The sequence below is a fragment of the Streptomyces sp. CB02366 genome, from assembly GCF_001905905.1.
Lineage (GTDB): Bacteria > Actinomycetota > Actinomycetes > Streptomycetales > Streptomycetaceae > Streptomyces.
Window position 1 is genome coordinate 128,819 of the sequence record NZ_LIVT01000001.1, and the last position, 14,972, is coordinate 143,790.

11 protein-coding genes and 1 tRNA gene are annotated in these 14,972 nt (G+C 72.8%); 1 reads left to right on the plus strand and 11 read right to left on the minus strand.

The window, feature by feature from the left end:
- Positions 1-156: 156 nt before the first annotated feature.
- The 10 genes from rpmE to AMK24_RS00570 form a co-directional block, all read right to left on the minus strand.
- The gene (gene rpmE, locus AMK24_RS00525) at positions 157-381 is read right to left on the minus strand and encodes a 50S ribosomal protein L31 (RefSeq protein ID WP_003966263.1); all 225 of its coding nucleotides are present in this window, start codon (positions 379-381) and stop codon (positions 157-159) included.
- A gap of 223 nt (positions 382-604) precedes the next feature.
- On the minus strand, positions 605-1,708 hold the full coding sequence (locus AMK24_RS00530) for an LCP family protein (protein WP_073763797.1): 1,104 nt from the start codon (positions 1,706-1,708) through the stop codon (positions 605-607).
- 265 nt (positions 1,709-1,973) lie between these two features.
- Positions 1,974-3,749, minus strand: coding sequence for a trypsin-like serine protease (locus AMK24_RS00535; RefSeq protein ID WP_073763799.1), 1,776 nt, complete (start codon positions 3,747-3,749; stop codon positions 1,974-1,976).
- Positions 3,750-4,064: 315 nt separating this feature from the next.
- Complete coding sequence (gene rho / locus AMK24_RS00540) at positions 4,065-6,140, minus strand: transcription termination factor Rho (RefSeq protein ID WP_073763801.1); 2,076 nt, start codon at positions 6,138-6,140, stop codon at positions 4,065-4,067.
- Between the two features lie 389 nt (positions 6,141-6,529).
- A complete protein-coding gene (gene thrB, locus AMK24_RS00545; protein WP_073763803.1) occupies positions 6,530-7,447 on the minus strand; it encodes a homoserine kinase in 918 nt (305 codons plus the stop codon).
- Between the two features lie 357 nt (positions 7,448-7,804).
- Positions 7,805-8,875, minus strand: a complete 1,071-nt coding sequence (gene thrC, locus AMK24_RS00550) for a threonine synthase (protein WP_073763805.1) — start codon at positions 8,873-8,875, stop codon at positions 7,805-7,807.
- Positions 8,876-8,882: 7 nt separating this feature from the next.
- Positions 8,883-10,172: a homoserine dehydrogenase gene (locus AMK24_RS00555; protein ID WP_073765553.1), complete on the minus strand. Its 1,290-nt coding sequence runs from the start codon at positions 10,170-10,172 to the stop codon at positions 8,883-8,885.
- Positions 10,173-10,270: 98 nt separating this feature from the next.
- Positions 10,271-11,662: a diaminopimelate decarboxylase gene (lysA, locus tag AMK24_RS00560; RefSeq protein WP_073763807.1), complete on the minus strand. Its 1,392-nt coding sequence runs from the start codon at positions 11,660-11,662 to the stop codon at positions 10,271-10,273.
- Positions 11,663-11,694: 32 nt separating this feature from the next.
- Positions 11,695-12,906, minus strand: a complete 1,212-nt coding sequence (nrtL, locus tag AMK24_RS00565; RefSeq protein ID WP_073763809.1) for an ArgS-related anticodon-binding protein NrtL — start codon at positions 12,904-12,906, stop codon at positions 11,695-11,697.
- Between the two features lie 161 nt (positions 12,907-13,067).
- Positions 13,068-13,481 (minus strand): response regulator, encoded by a 414-nt coding sequence (locus AMK24_RS00570; protein WP_079190381.1) that lies wholly within the window; start codon positions 13,479-13,481, stop codon positions 13,068-13,070.
- Between the two features lie 211 nt (positions 13,482-13,692).
- Here AMK24_RS00570 and AMK24_RS00575 point away from each other — a divergent pair.
- Positions 13,693-13,764: transfer RNA gene (locus AMK24_RS00575), tRNA-Arg, on the plus strand.
- A gap of 123 nt (positions 13,765-13,887) precedes the next feature.
- On the opposite strand, the gene AMK24_RS00580 is transcribed toward AMK24_RS00575, so the two are convergent.
- Positions 13,888-14,955 carry a C40 family peptidase gene (locus tag AMK24_RS00580; RefSeq protein WP_242434873.1) on the minus strand — a complete coding sequence of 356 codons (1,068 nt, stop codon included), beginning with the start codon at positions 14,953-14,955 and terminating at the stop codon, positions 13,888-13,890.
- Positions 14,956-14,972 lie beyond the last annotated feature (17 nt).

Genomic DNA, 14,972 nt, shown 5'->3' on the forward strand with positions numbered 1-14,972 from the left:
GCGGGGACTCCTGGTTGGTTTCGCGGCTGCGGGCCTGCTGGAGGTCGTACGGCCCGGTGGGGCGTCCCGGCAGGGTTCCCCTGGGCTCCCGACCGGCAAAAACGCCGGTTCCGGCGCCCTCGGGAAGAGGGCGTCGGGAACCGGCGCAGTGGCTCGCTACTTGCTGGCGGAGCCGGCAGCCTTGCCGAAGCGGGCCTCGAAGCGGGCCACGCGGCCGCCGGTGTCGAGGATCTTCTGCTTGCCCGTGTAGAACGGGTGGCACTCGGAGCAGACGTCGGCACGGATGGTGCCGTTGTCGATGGTGCTCCGGGTGGTGAACGACGCACCGCAGGTGCAGCTGACCTGCGTCTCGACGTACTCGGGGTGGATGTCGCGCTTCAAGGTGTCTCCTAGTTTCGGGAGGGCGCCGGGTCGTCCGCGCGGATTGCGCGGCCGTGAACCGGGGCCGACGTACCAGTCTGCCAGGACCGGCCGTATCTCCCAAAACCGGGGACGGGCCGCGGCTATTCCCCGGACCCTTCCGGCTACGGTCCGTGCCCCCCGCGCTACGGGAGGACCGCCGCTCGCCCGGCGCCGGCCGGCGGTCGGCGCCGGGCGAGCGGCGCTACTGGACGATCTTCGAGGCGTCGCCCTTGTCGCCGGCGGACTCCTCGGTGGCGGACGCCGGGATCGGCCGGTCCCGCTTGAGCGCGGCCCAGACCTGCCGGCCCGCCTCCTCCTGCGGCAGCACCCGGTTCGGGTCGGCCGGGTCGTACTCGACGGGCAGCGTCACCATGTGGACGTTCTTCGCGTTCAGCCCCTTGAGGCCGTTCGCGAAGCCGGTGAGCTTCTTGACCGAGCCGAGTCCGGAGTCGGTGGTGAGGGCCTTGGTGGCGGCGTTCGCGAGGCCGTAGAGCTTCTTGGGGCTGGAGAGCACCCCGACGCTCTTCGTCCGGTCCATCAGCGCCTTGACGAACGCCTGTTGGAGCTGGATGCGCCCCAGGTCGCTGCCGTCCCCGACGCTCTTGCGGGTCCGCACGAGGCCGAGGGACTCCTCGCCGTTGAGGGTGTGAGTACCGGGCTCCAGGTCCAGGTGGCTCTTGGGGTCGTCGATCGAGGTCTTCGTGGTGATCTCGACGCCGCCGAGTCGGTCGACGAGCTCCTTGAAGCCGGTGAAGTCGACTTCCAGGTAGTGGTCCATGCGGATGCCGGACATCGACTCGACGGTCTTCACCGCGCAGGCGGGCCCGCCGACCTCGTACGCGGTGTTGAACATCGCCCGGTGCGCGGCGGGCGCCCGGCCGCCGGTGGTGTCGCTCGCGCAGGCGGGGCGCTCTATCAGGGTGTCGCGCGGTATCGAGACGACGCTCGCGGACGTGTGGCCCTTGGCGAGGTGCACGACCATCGCCGTGTCCGAGCGGGCCGCGCCCTCGTCCCGGCCGTACTCCCCGTTGTCGCCGGAGCGCGAGTCGGAGCCCAGCACCAGGATGTCCTGCGAGCCGTCGTCCACGTCGTCGGGGCGGTCGGCGCCCAGCTCGGCGTCGATGTCGATGCTGGAGAGGTTGCCGTCGAGCGCGAAGTACGCGTATCCGAGCCCGGCGCCGCCGGCCACCACGACCCCGGCCGCAGCCCAGGCCGCGACGACCTTGGCGCGGTGCCGTCGGGACGGCTTCCTGCGTCGGGTGCCGGTACCGCGTATGCGGCCCGTGCTCCTGTTCTGCTCGCTCACGCGTCTCCCTCGTCACTGCTGCTGTGCCCGTCCGCCCCCTGCCGTGGTGGTCCACGCGCGGTCGGCCCTTCCCCGGGGGGTGGCCGAAGCACCAAGAAGGGTTGCACACGCGCCTGTGGCCCCCGGCGGGTGCCGGAGGCCACGGGTCTTACGGGCGTACGAGCCGCGAGACGGCTTTCACCTGGGGTTTCGTGCCCGGTGCGGCGAAGGGGCGGGCGGGCCCGGGGCCGCGGCCGGTGTGGTCAAGGTCTCGGGCCGGCCGAGGTCAGCCGAAGAGGTTGTAGTTGTTGGCTCCGGTGCCCAGCTGCTTGCGGGCGCCGAAGACGCCGCTGCCCGACTTGCCGGTGCCCGGGTAGAGGTACAGCTCTCCGCTCTTCACCCGGACGATGATGTCGGCGTGGCCGTCGCCGGTGAAGTCACCGGTGGTGACCAGGGCCGTGGCCACGTCCCAGGTCCGGACGAGGACCTTGGGCGCGAACGGGGCGCTCGCCTTGCCGGTGCCCTTGAAGAGGTACATCTTGCCGCCGCTGCCGCGGGCGATGATGTCGGCCTTGCCGTCGTTGGTGAAGTCACCGCTGCCGCGCACCATGCTGTAGCCCAGGCCGCCGCCGCCGATCCTGACCCGGGCGGCGAAGGCGCCGTCGCCCTTGCCCGGGTACAGCCAGAAGCCGCCGGAGGAGTCGGTCGAGAGGATGTCGGGGTGGCCGTCGCTCGTCAGGTCGCCGGGGGCCAGGATCTGCTTGCGGCTGCCCCAGCCGGTGGCCAGCCGCGTGGTCTGCCACGCGTCGGCCGCGATGCTGTACCACTTCCAGTACAGGCTGCCGTCCGAGGCGCGCACCAGCAGGTCCTGGTTGTCGTCCCGGTTCAGGTCCGTCTGGAGCAGGAGGTCGATGTCGCCCCAGCCGCCGCTGTACGTGTCCTTCTTCATGCCGGCGCCGGTCGACTCGAACCGGTACAGCGCCTTGTTGGACGCGTTGCGGGCCATCAGGTCCGCGCGGTGGTCCCACGTCATGTTGGTGTCGTAGGCCCGCGCCTTGATGGCGGGCACATAGGTGGTCACCTTCGCGAAGACGCTGTACGCGCCCTCTCCGACGCAGTCCTCGATACCCCAGGAGACGATGCCGGCCAGCTTGCCGCCGATGACCAGCGGGCCGCCGGAGTCGCCGTTGCACGCCCCGACGGTCTCCGCGTCGCTCGCGCCGGTCTTGCCCGCGCAGACCATGTGGCCCGCGACGAAGTAACCGCCGTACGCGCCGCGGCACGCCGCGTCCGAGACGATCGGGAGGGTCGCCGAGCGCAGGGTGGTGGAGATGTCGTCGCTGGTGGAGCTGGTACGGCCCCATCCGTAGACCTTGGCCTGGGTGCCCGCGGCGTAGAGGCCGGTGTCCGTGTTGGCCGCCATCGGAAGGGGCTTGGCCGCGACCGGCTCGCCGAGGGTGAGGACCGCGACGTCGTTGTCGGCCGCTCCCTGCACGTCCTTGTAGACCGGGCTGTTCCACTGGCGGTAGGGCCAGGACACGGTGCCGCTGCTGTTCGGCTCGGTGGAGGTGCTGCCGGTGACGACCGCGCCGTTCCGTTTCCAGTCGTGGCCCTTGACGCAGTGGGCGGCCGTGGCGATCTTCGTGGGCGCGATGACGACGCCGCCGCAGAAGAAGCCGGTGTCGTCGCTCTCGTCGGCCGGGGTGCCCCGGTCGTCGTAGTACCAGAGCTGCGCCATCCACGGGGCGTTGGCGATCGAGGTCTGCGTCCCGCCGATGACCATCGGGGCGACGGCGCCCGGGCCGTCCCCGGCGAACTCGGCCGGCGGGAGCACCGCGCGGTCCGCCGCCGCCGCTCCGGCCACCCGCTCGCGCAGCTCCGACTCCCCCGGGGCGACAGGCCGTTCGGGCACCGCCATCGGCCACGAGGCCGCAGGCTCCTCGGCCTGGGACGGGGACATCGTCAGCGCGGTGCCGACGAGGGCGAGGACGGTGGCGGCCGCCGCGGGAACGGCGAGGCCGAGCCGGCGCGCGTGCCGGCCCCCCGTGGTGCGTATGTGCACGCGTGATCCTTCGATTAGGAACCGGCAGCACGAAAGGGCTCCGCCGGTCAGGAGACGGCGGGGGGGCGTGAACGGTCCGCAGCGCGGGGCGGATCGCCGCAGGGCTCATTCCTCTGCCGCTCCGCCTCGATGGCCCCCCACCTCGACTGGCCCAGATATTACGGGAGTAACGATGGAAGGAGAATGTGCGGAGAAAGAAAAGAAGAGGAAAAGGGAACGGCGGCGACGGAAAAGGGCTCCGCCCCCTCACCGAAGTGAGGGGGCGGAGCCCGTGAATACCGGCGGGCCCGGAGGACGGGCCGCCCCGACGACCGGTCAGTCGTTGCCGTTTCCGCTGCCGGGCGTCGTCTTCTGGATCTGGAGCAGGAACTCCGCGTTGGACTGGGTCTTCTTCATCCGGTCCAGGAGGAGCTCGATCGCCTGCTGCTGGTCGAGTGCGTGCAGCACCCGGCGCAGCTTCCACACGACCGCCAGCTCGTCGGCGCCCAGCAGGATCTCTTCCTTACGGGTGGAGGACGCGTCGACGTCCACCGCCGGGAAGATGCGCTTGTCCGAGAGCTTCCGGTCGAGCTTGAGCTCCATGTTGCCGGTGCCCTTGAACTCCTCGAAGATCACCTCGTCCATGCGCGAGCCGGTCTCGACGAGCGCGGTGGCCAGGATGGTCAGCGAGCCGCCGTCCTCGATGTTGCGCGCGGCGCCGAAGAAGCGCTTCGGGGGGTAGAGCGCGGTCGAGTCGACACCACCGGAGAGGATGCGGCCGGAGGCCGGCGCCGCGAGGTTGTACGCGCGGCCCAGGCGGGTGATCGAGTCGAGCAGGACGACCACGTCGTGACCCAGCTCGACGAGGCGCTTGGCGCGCTCGATGGCCAGCTCGGCGACGGTGGTGTGGTCCTCGGCGGGACGGTCGAAGGTCGAGGAGATGACCTCGCCCTTCACCGACCGCTGCATGTCGGTGACCTCTTCCGGACGCTCGTCGACCAGGACGACCATCAGGTGGCACTCGGGGCTGTTGACCGTGATCGCGTTGGCGATGGCCTGGAGGATCATGGTCTTGCCGGTCTTCGGCGGAGCCACGATGAGCCCGCGCTGGCCCTTGCCGATGGGGGCGACCAGGTCGATGATCCGCGTGGTCAGGATGTTGGAGTCGGTCTCCAGGCGGAGCCGGTCCTGCGGGTAGAGCGGGGTCAGCTTCTGGAACTCGGGGCGGCCCCGGCCCGACTCGGGGGCCATGCCGTTGACCGAGTCGAGGCGGACCAGCGCGTTGAACTTCTCGCGCCGCTCGCCGTCCTTGGGCTGGCGCACCGCGCCGGTGACGTGGTCGCCCTTGCGCAGGCCGTTCTTGCGGACCTGGGCGAGCGAGACGTACACGTCGTTCGGACCGGGCAGGTAGCCGGAGGTCCGGATGAACGCGTAGTTGTCGAGGATGTCCAGGATGCCCGCGACGGGGATCAGGACGTCGTCGTCGGCCACCTGCACGTCGCCGGCGAAGTCGTCGCGCCCGCGACGGCCGCGGCGGTCGCGGTAGCGGCCACGACGGCCGCGACGGCCGCCCGCCTCGTCGTCGAAGTCGTCCTGCGGACCGTGGTCACGGTTCTGCTGCCCCTGCCCCTGCCCCTGGCCCTGGTTCTGACCCTGACCCTGGCCCTGGCGCTGCGGGCGCTGCCCGCCGCCGCCCTGCTGGCCCTGGTCGTCGCCCTTGCCGCGGCGGTCGCGCTGACGCTCCCGGCGGCCCTCGCGCTCGCCCCGGTCCCGGCCCTCGCGGTCGCCGCGGTCCCGGCCCTGGCGGTCTCCGCGACGGCCCTCGGCCGTGTCCGCGGCGGCTTCGGCCCTGGCCTCGCCCTTCGGCTCGGCGCGCTCCTCGGACTTCTGCTCGGTCCGGGGCTCCGCCTCCGTCTTGACCTCGGTCTTCACGTCGGTCTTGGTGTCGGGGCTGCCCGCCTGGGCCGTCGCGCGGCGGCGACGGCGCTCGCCCGCGGGCTGGTCGTCGCTGGCCGGCTGACCGGGGATGTCGATCTGCTGCTGACCCGCGTCCTTCTCGGCGGGCGCCTCTTCCCCGGTGCGCGCCTTCGAGGTCGCACGGCGCTTGGGCTTGGACTCCGCCTCGGCGGGGGTCTCGGCGGCCTTGGAGGGGGCGGCCTTGGGGGCGGCGGATCCGCCACCCGCCTGCGCCTCCTTGATGACCTCGATCAGCTGGCTCTTGCGCATGCGCGCGGTGCCCCTGATGCCGAGGCCGGACGCGACCTGCTGCAGCTCGGCCAGGACCATGCCGTCGAGGCCGGTGCCGGAGCGGCGGCGCCGTGCGGTGGTGCCAGAGGCAGCACCTTCGGCGGGCGCGGCGCTGTCGACGTTCTTGTCGGCAGTGACGCCCATCAGATCGGTGGTGTCGCTCACGAAGGGTCCTTCCCTGGAGCGGACGTCGGCCTTCTGGCTCGGCGACCGGTTGTGCTGTCCGACTGCGGTCTGTCGATCTTGCTGGATCGCGGACCGTGCCGGGGCGGTGGTCCGCCGGGTACGGCGGAGAGATGAACGTGCGGGGTCCGGCGCGAGATCCCCCTGCTCGGCCCACTCCTGGACGAGCGAGGGGTGTCGTGCCGGTTCCGGAGCGTGCTCGAAACTGCTCAGGCAGGCTGCTCAGGCAGTTGGGGAGGCTCCCGGAAGAATGGTGGTCCCGGAGGGGGACACGAAGCAACGCGCCTTGAAGACGTCGGTTGCAGACTTGAGGTTAACACTACCGGCTCCAACAAACATTCCCCCTCTCGCTCACCGGTAATCACATGCGTTTACGCGGCCAGCGGCAGCACACTGGCGCCCGTCGCGTCGAGGGCCAGCCGGTTGGCCGCCCAGCCCTCCCCCGCCAGTCGGGCGACCTTGTCGGCCGCGCCGTCCTCCGTCAGCGCGAGGACCGTGGGCCCCGCGCCGGAGATGACGGCGGGCACGCCCTCGGCGCGCAGCCGGTGCACCAGCTCCACGCTCTCGGGCATCGCCGGGCCCCGGTACTCCTGGTGGATCCGGTCCTCGGTGGCCGCGAGCAGCAGCTCGGGGCGGCGGGTCAGGGCCTCGACGAGGAGGGCCGCGCGGCCGGCGTTGAGGGCCGCGTCGACGTGCGGGACGGTGCGCGGGAGCAGGCCGCGCGCCGTCTCGGTGAGCACCGGGCGCCCGGGGACGAAGACGACGGGGACGACGGACGCGGCGGGGTCCATCCGGATCGCCCGCGCCGCGCCGCCGTCCATCCAGGCGAGGGTGAATCCGCCGAGCAGGCAGGCCGCGACGTTGTCGGGGTGCCCCTCGATCTCGGTCGCCAGCTCCAGCAGGGCCTCGTCGTCGAGACGGGCGTCGCCGCCGGTCGTCACGGCGCGGGCGGCGACGATCCCGGCGCAGATGGCGGCCGAGGAGGAGCCGAGGCCCCGGCCGTGCGGGATGCGGTTGGCGCAGACGATCTCCAGGCCGCGGGGCTGGCCGCCGAGCAGGTCGAACGCGGTGCGCAGGGAGCGTACGAGCAGGTGGCTCTCGTCACGGGGCAGCGTCTCGCCGCCCTCGCCCGCGATGTCGATGTGCAGCCCGGAGTCGGCGACCCGGACGACGACGTCGTCGTACAGACCCAGCGAGAGGCCGAGGGCGTCGAAGCCCGGGCCCAGATTGGCGCTGGTGGCGGGGACGCGCACCCTGACGGCTGCGGCTCGGAACGCGGGACCGGCCATCGGTCGGACCACTCCTTGTAAGGCGGCGGGGATGCAGTGCGGTGGATCTGCGGCGGGGTCGGCTGGGGCGGGGGGCGGTGCACCGTGCGCACCGGGGCGGACGGGGATCCGGTGGCCCGCCCCGTGTTCGCCCACGACGGCTGCCGTACCGCAGCGGGCCGTCGGGCGGGTGTCGGGCGGATGGGGTACAGCTTATCGAAGGAAGGTTCTGTCGCGACATAGGGCGCACAGGAGGCGCACGATGCGTGTCGCCCGCCTCCTATGCGCTCTCCGCCCCGGAAAGAGGGCGGTTGAGCAGGGTTGTCGCGGTTGCCCCGGTAGGCCGCGGCGGGCGCCGCGGCCTACCGGGGGCCGGGATCAGACGAGCCCGAGCCGTTCGGCCGCGGTGGCCGCGTCGACGGGGACGGTGACCGGCTGCGGGGCGCCCGCGACGGCCCAGTCGGGGTCCTTGAGGCCGTTGCCGGTGACCGTGCAGACGATGCGCTGGCCGGGGTCGACCCTGCCCTCCTCGGCGGCCTTGAGCAGGCCGGCGACGGAGGCGGCCGACGCGGGCTCCACGAAGACGCCCTCCTGGGAGGCCAGCAGGCGGTACGCGGACAGGATCTGCCGGTCCGTCACCTCGTCGATGAAGCCGCCCGACTCGTCGCGCGCGGCGAGCGCGTAGCTCCAGGAGGCCGGGTTCCCGATGCGGATCGCGGTGGCGATGGTGGACGGGTCCTTGACGACCTCGCCGCGCACGATGGGCGCGGAACCGGACGCCTGGAAGCCCCACATGCGCGGGGAGCGGGTCGAGACGCCGTCGCGGGCGTACTCGGTGTACCCCTTCCAGTACGCGGTGATGTTGCCCGCGTTGCCCACCGGCAGGACGTGGATGTCGGGAGCATCGCCCAGCGCGTCGACGATCTCGAACGCGGCGGTCTTCTGGCCCTCGATACGGACCGGGTTGACCGAATTGACCAGCGCCACCGGGTAGTTGTCCGAGAGCGAGCGCGCCAGGGTGAGGCAGTCGTCGAAGTTGCCGTCGACCTGGAGGATCTTGGCGCCGTGCACGAGCGCCTGGCCCATCTTGCCGAGCGCGATCTTGCCCTGGGGGACGAGGACGGCGCAGACCATCCCCGCGCGCACGGCGTACGCGGCGGCGGAGGCCGAGGTGTTGCCGGTGGAGGCGCAGATGACGGCCTTCGCGCCCTCCTCCTTGGCCCGGGTGATGGCCATGGTCATGCCGCGGTCCTTGAACGAACCGGTGGGGTTGGCGCCCTCGACCTTGAGGTGCACCTCGCAGCCCGTGCGCTCGGAGAGGACCTGCGCCGGTACGAGCGGCGTGCCGCCCTCACGGAGCGTGACGACCGGCGTCGTCGCCGTGACCGGAAGGCGGTCCCGGTACTCCTCGATGATGCCGCGCCACTGGTGGGTGCCCTTGCTGGTCATGGGTCCTTTACTCCCCTTCAACACGCATGATGCTGGCGACACCGCGCACGGTGTCGAGCTTGCGCAGCGCTTCGACGGTCCCGGAGAGGGCGGCGTCGGGCGCGCGGTGGGTGACGACGACGAGCGATGCCTCGCCGTCCTTTCCCTGCTGGCGCACCGTATCGATGGATACGCCCTGCTCGGCGAAGACCGTCGCGACCTGGGCGAGTACGCCCGGCTTGTCGGCCACGTCGAGGCTGATGTGGTAGCGCGTGACGACCTCGCCCATGGGGCTGACCGGCAGGCGCGTGTAGGCGGACTCGCCGGGTCCGGTGGCCCCGCCCAGTTTGTTGCGGCAGACCGCGACGAGGTCGCCCAGGACGGCGGAGGCGGTCGGGGAGCCGCCGGCGCCGGGGCCGTAGAACATGAGCTGTCCGGCGGCCTCGGCCTCGACGAACACCGCGTTGTACGCCTCGCGGACCGAGGCCAGCGGGTGGCTGAGCGGGATCATCGCGGGGTGCACGCGGGCGGTGACGGAGGCCCCGTCGGCGGCGCGCTCGCAGATGGCGAGCAGCTTGACGGTGCAGCCCATCCGGCGGGCGGAGGCGATGTCGGCGGCGGTGACCTCCGTGATGCCCTCGCGGTGCACGTCGCCGATCCTCACGCGGGTGTGGAAGGCGATCCCGGCGAGGATCGCGGCCTTCGCGGCGGCGTCGAAGCCCTCGACGTCGGCGGTCGGGTCGGCCTCGGCGTACCCGAGGGCGGTGGCCTCGTCGAGCGCCTCGGAGTAGCCGGCGCCGCTGGTGTCCATCTTGTCGAGGATGAAGTTGGTGGTGCCGTTGACGATGCCGAGCACCCGGTTGACCTTGTCCCCGGCGAGCGACTCGCGCAGCGGCCTCACCAGCGGGATGGCCCCGGCGACGGCGGCCTCGTAGTAGAGGTCGCGGCCGTACTTCTCGGCGGCGGCGTGCAGGGCGGCGCCGTCCTCGGCGAGCAGCGCCTTGTTGGCGGAGACGACGCTCGCGCCGTTCTCGAAGGCGGTGGTGATGAGCGTCCGGGCGGGTTCGATGCCGCCGATGACCTCGACGACGACGTCGATGTCGCCGCGCCGCACCAGGGCGGTCGCGTCGGTGGTGATCAGGCCGGGGTCGATGCCCTCGCGCACCTTCGAGGGCCGGCGGACGGCCACGCCGGCGAGCTCGACGGGCGCGCCGATGCGCGCCGCGAGGTCGTCGGCGTGCGTCGTCATGATGCGCGCCACCTCTGAGCCGACCACACCACAGCCCAGCAGCGCCACTTTCAGCGGACGCGTACGCATCATCCGACCTCGTTTCTCATACATGCTCATCGGGGACCAGTCTCACTCACCGGACGGGGGTTTCTGACCCCCGTCCGGATCCTGAGACGACTATTTCATCAGCCGACATCGAGACGCAGGAGATCCTCCTCCGTCTCGCGTCGGACGATGACGCGCGCCTCTCCGTCGCGGACCGCGACGACGGGCGGACGCAGGGCGTGGTTGTAGTTGCTCGCCATGGAGCGGCAGTACGCGCCGGTGGCGGGGACGGCGATCAGGTCGCCGGGGGCCAGGTCGGCGGGGAGGAACGCGTCCTTGACCACGATGTCGCCGCTCTCGCAGTGCTTGCCGACGACCCGGACGAGCATCGGCTCGGCGTCCGAGGTGCGGGAGACGAGGGCGACGCTGTACTCGGCGTCGTACAGCGCGGTACGGATGTTGTCCGACATGCCGCCGTCGACGCTGACGTACGTCCGCAGCCCCTCCAGGGGCTTGATCGTGCCCACTTCGTACAGCGTGAAGGCGGTGGGTCCGACGATGGCGCGGCCGGGCTCGACGGAGATGCGCGGGGTGCGCAGCTTCGCGGCTTCGCACTCGCGGGTGACGATGTCGCTGAGCGCCTTGGCGATCTCGTGCGGCTCGCGGGGATCGTCGTCGGAGGTGTAGGCGATGCCGAGGCCGCCGCCGAGGTCGATCTCGGGCAGTTCGACGCCGTGCTCGTCGCGGATCTCGGCGAGGAGCTGCACGACGCGCCGGGCGGAGACCTCGAAGCCGGCCATGTCGAAGATCTGCGAGCCGATGTGCGAGTGGACGCCGATGAGGTCGAGCCCGTCGAGGGAGAGGGCCCGGCGCACGGCCTCGGCGGCCTGTCCGCCGGCGAGCGCGATGCCGAACTTCTGGTCCTCGTGCGCGGTGGCGATGAACTCGTGGGTGTGGGCCTCGACGCCGACGGTGACGCGGATCTGCACCCGCTGGCGGATGCCGTGGCGCTGGGCGATGTGGGCGACGCGCACGATCTCCTGGAAGGAGTCGAGCACGATCCGTCCGACCCCGGCCTCGACGGCCCGCTCGATCTCGGCGACGGTCTTGTTGTTGCCGTGGAAGGCGATGCGCTCGGCGGGCATGCCCGCGTCGAGGGCGGTGGCCAGTTCGCCTCCGGAGCAGACGTCGAGGTTCAGCCCCTCCTCCTCCAGCCAGCGCACGACGGCGCGGGAGAGGAACGCCTTCCCGGCGTAGAAGACGTCGGCGTCCGGTCCGAAGGCGTCGGCCCAGGCCCGGCAGCGGGCCCGGAAGTCGCTCTCGTCCAGGAAGTAGGCGGGGGTGCCGAACTCCTCCGCGAGCCGGGCGACGGTGATCCCGCCGACGGTGAGGGCGCCGTCCGCGTCGCGGACGACGGTACGGGACCAGACCTTCTCGTCGAGCGCGTTGAGGTCGGCGGCGGGCGCGGAGTAGTGGCCCTCGGGGAGGACGTCGGCGTGGCGGGGGCCTGCGGGGTGTGCGGAGCGGCTCATCGTGGTGTTCTCTCGGGTCTGTTCTGATCTCGTCAGAGATGTTCGGGCGCGCGGATGCCGAGCAGGGACAGGCCGCCTGCCAGCACCGTCCCGGCGGCTTCGGCGAGGGCCAGCCGGGCGCGGTGGGCGGCCGAGGGTTTCTCGTCACCGGCGGGCAGGGGCGGGCAGGAGTCGTGGAAGTCGAAGAAGGCGTGCGCGACGGCTTCCAGCTGCCGGGCGACCCGGTCGGGCGCGCGGTGACGGGCCCCGGCGAGCAGGACACCGGGGTGGTCGGCGATGAGGTCGAGGAGGGGCCGGGCGGCGGCGTCGTGCCCGAGGTGCGCGGCGTGCCCGGCGTGCGTGGCCCTCCGGTCGTGCGCCCCGGACCCCGCGGGCCCGGAGGCGAAGCCGAGGAGGACGGCCCCCCGGGTGAGGGCGCGGGTCCTGGCGTGGGCGTAACGGACCAGGAAGAGCGGGTTGGCCTCCCCCTGGACGAGGAGTTCGGGGCCGAGGGCGGCGCGATCGTGCCCGGCGGCCCGCAGCAGCCCCCAGCGGGCGGCGTCGGGCCCGAGCCGCTCCAGCAGCTCCCCCGCGGTGGCCCCGGCGGGGACGGGCCGGATCTCGGTGGCCGGTAGGGGGCGCGGGGCGTGCGGCCCGCGCACGCTGTGCGGCCGGTCGCCGAGGGGGCCGGCCGGGCCGGGGGCGGGCGGCGCGTCGGCGGTACGGGCCGGGCCCGGGGCGGGCGGCGCGTCGAGGGCGACGCCGAGGCGGGGCCAGTCCGGGTCGGGCGGCTCCGGGCTGCTGACCCGCACCCGGGCGCCCTGGGCGGTGAGGAGTCGGCGCACGGCGTCGGCGGTGACGGCGGCGCGCGTCCCCCCCGCGTGGCAGAGGTGCGGGGCCTCGCCCCGGAGCGCGTCCCCGTGCCCGTACGCAGGCCCCTGTTCCCGTACGGCGGCGAGCACGGCCCGGTCCCCCTCGGCGGGGGCGGCCACGGTGAAGCTCAGGAAGCCGGGGCCGGTGATCTCGACCCGTCCGACGCCGGGTTCGGCAGCGACGCGGTCCCGCAGGATGCGGGCGACCTCCAGGGCGGGCAGCGCGGCGGGCCCGGCGAGCTGGAGCGCGACGGCGCAGGCGTAGTCGCCGCTCCCCCCGGGCCGGGTCCGTTCCACCCGCACGTGCGCGGGCACGGGCGCGTGCAGCGCTTCCTCGTCGACCGCGCGGCGCACGGCGCGCAGCACGGTCCGGGAGAGGTCGGCGGGGGTCACGGGTCAAGCGTAGGGGAGAGAGGGGGGCGCTCCGCGACCCGGTTTCGCCATGCGGTCGGCCGGCCCGCGTCCGGCTCCCGTCGGCCCGGTCCCCCCGCGGCCGTCCACCGGCGGAGCCGCCCCCGCGCGCTCGACCGGAGCACCGGGTCCGCCGCCCCCGCTCAGCCGGTGGCGCTGCCCGCGCGCCCGGCCTCGCGCCGCCCGCCGGGCGAGGGACCTTCCTCGCCGGTCGCCAGCCGGCGCACGATCCGCACCAGCTCGCTGGGCTCGAACGGCTTCGCCAGGAACGCGTCGACCCCCGCCGCGACGCCCGCGTCGACCTCGTAGGGCGTGCAGCCGCTGACGACGGCGATGGGAAGACAGCTGGTGCGGGGGTCCGAACGCAGCCGGGTGGCGGTCTGCAGGCCGTCCAGCCGGGGCATCGCGACGTCGAGGGTGATCACGTCGGGGCGGACTCTTCCGACCAGGTCCAGGCATTCGACACCATCGGCCGCGGTCACGACCTCGAAGCCCTCCAGCTCGAGGTTGACCCTGATCAGCTGCCGGATGACCTTGTTGTCGTCGACAACAAGCACGCGGCCGTACGCCCCTGACACCCTTCGAGAGTAGGTCCGCCGAAGGGGCGGCGTCCGGGTTTCGTCCACTTCCGCCCCGGACGGGTCCTCCCCTCCGGCCGGGCCGCCCGGCGGGGAGGACCCGGCACGCGGGCCCGTGCGGAATACCTGTTCACGGACACCCTGTGGGAGCTGGTAGTGTTTCACCCGTCGCAGAGCAACACCGCGATACGCCCCCGTAGCTCAGGGGATAGAGCATCGGCCTCCGGAGCCGGGTGCGCAGGTTCGAATCCTGCCGGGGGCACTTCCGGATCAAGGCGCTGACCAGCAGAAATGCAGGTCAGCGCCTTTTTTGTTCATGCCGGTACGGAGCGCGCGGGGCGGACCGCCGGCGGCCGGGCGGGCGCGGTGGGCCGCCGGCCGCCGTTCAGGGGCGCTGGTCCGGGCGCACGACTCCGAGGACGAACATCGAGCCCGCGTCGGCGACGGTGATGTTCCGTCCCGGACGCGGGGCGTGGATGATCGATCCGTTCCCGATGTACATCCCGACGTGGCTGGCGTCCTCGTGGTAGATGATCAGGTCTCCGGGGCGCATGTCCTTCAGTCCGACGCGCGGCAGCTGACGCCACTGCTCCTGGGACGTACGGGGAATGATCCGCTTCGCCGCGGCCCACGCCTGGGAGGTGAGGCCGGAGCAGTCGTAGGTGTCGGGGCCCTCCGCCGCCCACTCGTAGGGTTTGCCGAGCTGCTCGGTCACGAAGGCGACGGCGATGGCGCCCTCTTCGCTCGCCCCTCCCCCGACCCCCTTGAGCTTGCCGGACTTCAGGAAGTCCGCGTGCGCCTCGTCGGCCGACTCCTTCTGCATCTCCAGCAGACGTCTGCGCTCCTTCTCCTCCAGCCGTGTTTCGAGTGTCCTGGCCGCGGCGATGCGCTTCTCGATGCGGCTGCGGGCGTCCGCTCCGGCCTTCCGGCTGCCCTGGAGCTTCTTCAACTGGGCGGCGGCCGCCTCGGACTTCGCGCGCAGCTCCTTCTGGACCCGGGTCTGCTCGCGCAGCAGTGCGTCGACGCCGTGCTGGGCCTGGCGCGCCCGGCCGACCTCGTCGAGGACGTCGTCGGGGTCCGTGCTCAACAGCAGCCGGACGTCGAGGGGCAGGCCGCCGCTGCGGTACTGGGCGCGGGCCGCCGCCCCCATGCGGAAGGTCAGCCGCTTCAGCGCGGCCTTGCCCGACGCCATCTCCTCGGCGAGCGCGGCCACCCGGGCGGACTGCCCGGCGGCCCGTTCCTCCGCGGCGTTGTAGGTGTCCGTGGCGACTTCGGCGTCGTGGTACAGCCGGTCCAGTTCCTCGCGCACCTCGGTCAGGCTCGTCGGCCGGGCGGGGTCGGGCGCCGGAGAGGGCGCGGCCGCCGCCGGCCCCTGTGCCGACGCGGTGACGGCACAGAGCGCGACGACCGCCACCGCCGCCCGACCGCCCCTGCCGATCGCATTCCGTATCACTTCGATGACGCTCCGTC

Bases quoted from the DNA above. Each gene is read 5' to 3' on its own strand.
- thrB (WP_073763803.1), bottom strand. From the start codon at position 7,447: ATGGCCGGTCCCGCGTTCCGAGCCGCAGCCGTCAGGGTGCGCGTCCCC.
- thrC (WP_073763805.1), bottom strand. From the start codon at position 8,875: ATGACCAGCAAGGGCACCCACCAGTGGCGCGGCATCATCGAGGAGTAC.
- AMK24_RS00555 (WP_073765553.1), bottom strand. From the start codon at position 10,172: ATGCGTACGCGTCCGCTGAAAGTGGCGCTGCTGGGCTGTGGTGTGGTC.
- lysA (WP_073763807.1), bottom strand. From the start codon at position 11,662: ATGAGCCGCTCCGCACACCCCGCAGGCCCCCGCCACGCCGACGTCCTC.